Here is a 2,123-nt window from a genome sequence, read left to right on the forward strand (position 1 = left end):
ATCTTGACAATCACAAACTCACCCGGTTCGCAGGAACGTGCGACTCTGGGGGCTTCCACGACCATCAGATAAATTTTATCAGCCAGCTTTTCCGCTTTTAAAATCTGGTACATGCTTTTCCTCCTGTTTCCTCTGTTCTATTCGATGTATTTCTGCCTTTGCATACTTTGTAAATATACTGCGATACACTGCAGGAACATTACCTGTAAAACTCTGCTGTTTCGAGGTCTGTTCTGCGGAAAATGACATAAATATGCAAAAGATTGCCTACATTTTACCACTTCACCTCTATAAAGACAAGCAAAAACATGTCTTCCCTTTTAAAAATACTGTTGTAATTAGAAAAGCAGTTTAAAGTTGTACAGACAATCTCCCCTATGGCCTTCTGTATTTTCTGAACTCATAGCAGAGATCAAAGTAGGTCTGTTCGTCACTTTCCTCGGTCACAATCCATCCCTCTTTTTCCAGATTCACTAGATAGGTATCGGCCTGATATGCATAATCGATGTATGTGATGTGGGCCGTATCGCAGTATGGCAGGAACTGCTCATAGACGCTCTGGCCTCCGATGATATAAATGTCCTGATCCGTGAATCCGCGTTCTTTTTTATACCGTTCAAGTTTTTCCATCGCCTCATCCATACTGTAGCAGACATCGGCTCCCTTCATCTTAAAGCTCCTGTCCGTCGTCAGAATCAGGTTGATTCTTCCGTCTAACGGGCGCTCCCCCGGAAGCGTGAGGAAGGTTTTTCTTCCCATTACAATAATCTTTCCCATTGTCTCCTGACGGAACAGCTTCTGATCCGCCGGTATGGTAACCAGCATCTGTCCCCTCTGCCCGATGGCCCAGTTTTTGTCTACCGCCGCTATTAACTGCATACCGCACCTGCCTTTCCGATATTTCCTGTCTCTGTGTTTCTTCTATAAATACAGTGTCACTCTTCAAATTTTTCCGGAAACTGACGCCGCAGCGTTTTCATCATACTCAGCGCATTGATGTCAAACGCCTCATCCGGCTGCTCTTTCTTATCTACCTTCTCATGGAAAACGCTCTCCATTTTTTTGAGAGCTTCCTCATCCGAACCGCATTCCTTCATAATCCGGATCATCCTGTTTTTACTGTCCTCCAGTTTTTCCAACATAATATCCCAGATGCGCGGTTTATCTTCTTCACTTACAAATCCGTAGTGGTTTAATATAATATCTTTCACATGGTAATTTCTGGACTTGATAATGGACTCCCTGGCTCCCTTATAATCCACCAGAAATGCCGGCATATAACCGCCGGACGGTCCGAGCACGCCGACCGATTCGCTGCACAGCATCAGTTCATTGTCCACAATATAGGAAAGAGAACATTTTGTATGTCCCGATGTTTCAAACGCAAAGACCTTGTGATCCCCAAGCTGGACCGTCTCCCCGTCCTTGAGCACCACATCGACCCTCAAGTCCTCATCCCGGTAGTCCTGATCCCAGCTCATGCCGGCCGCACCGGCCGCAATACTGCTTAAGTTCCTGATTGTCGAAAGCGCCGACGGCTTTACCAGAATCTCCTTCGCCCGCTCCGAGGCATACACCTTCACCTCCGGCCAGGCTTTCCGCACAGCCGGAAGACCTGCCACATGGTCATAATGGGAGTGGGACAAAAGAACCGCGTCCACCTTCCCGCCATCCAGCTCACGCCTGATTTTCTCAACCATCAAATCAGCCGCATAGGCCATCCCCGCCTCAAACAGGATATTCGATTTTCCCTTTATCAGGAAAACGGCCGCCGCTCCAACTCCGGATACATCTATTACTCTCATTTTATTCTCCTTAATTAAAACTCACATTTTCCTCTATTACAGGTTTTAGGGAGTATGCTCCCATAAATTTGCCCTGTATCTGGACTGTTACGTATTCTACTATATTTTTACTGTAAATACAAGCTCTACTCTGATCAGTTGAGATTAGTTGAGATGCGAGGACGCCTCTGTGAGACGGCGGACGGGGGAGTGGGTTGGATGGATGAGTCTTCAGTCCCGGTTTGCAGGGGTGGTGAGGGGGAATCCGGAGAAAGACTTTCCTACGGGGACACGCTCCCGCTTGTGAAGCGCACAGCGGATGCTAAGCTCGTGAGGGAC

At 47.2% G+C, this 2,123-nt stretch carries 2 protein-coding genes and 1 pseudogene; all 3 read right to left on the reverse strand.

Annotation, left to right across the window (positions count from 1 at the left end; translation table 11 throughout):
• Window positions 1–113, reverse strand: a pseudogene (locus QZT18_RS23410) (NAD-binding oxidoreductase); the annotation flags it as partial.
• A 262-nt stretch (window positions 114–375) separates the two neighbouring features.
• Window positions 376–879: a dihydrofolate reductase gene (locus QZT18_RS23415; RefSeq protein ID WP_294152153.1), complete on the reverse strand. Its 504-nt coding sequence runs from the start codon at window positions 877–879 to the stop codon at window positions 376–378.
• A gap of 56 nt (window positions 880–935) precedes the next feature.
• On the reverse strand, window positions 936–1,805 hold the full coding sequence (locus QZT18_RS23420; protein WP_294152155.1) for an MBL fold metallo-hydrolase: 870 nt from the start codon (window positions 1,803–1,805) through the stop codon (window positions 936–938).
• Window positions 1,806–2,123 lie beyond the last annotated feature (318 nt).

This window comes from uncultured Clostridium sp., assembly GCF_900547735.1.
Lineage (GTDB): Bacteria > Bacillota > Clostridia > Lachnospirales > Lachnospiraceae > Otoolea.

Excerpts from the sequence above, each read along its gene's own strand:
- QZT18_RS23420 (WP_294152155.1), bottom strand. The coding sequence starts at position 1,805 with ATGAGAGTAATAGATGTATCCGGAGTTGGAGCGGCGGCCGTTTTCCTG.
- QZT18_RS23415 (WP_294152153.1), bottom strand. The coding sequence starts at position 879 with ATGCAGTTAATAGCGGCGGTAGACAAAAACTGGGCCATCGGGCAGAGG.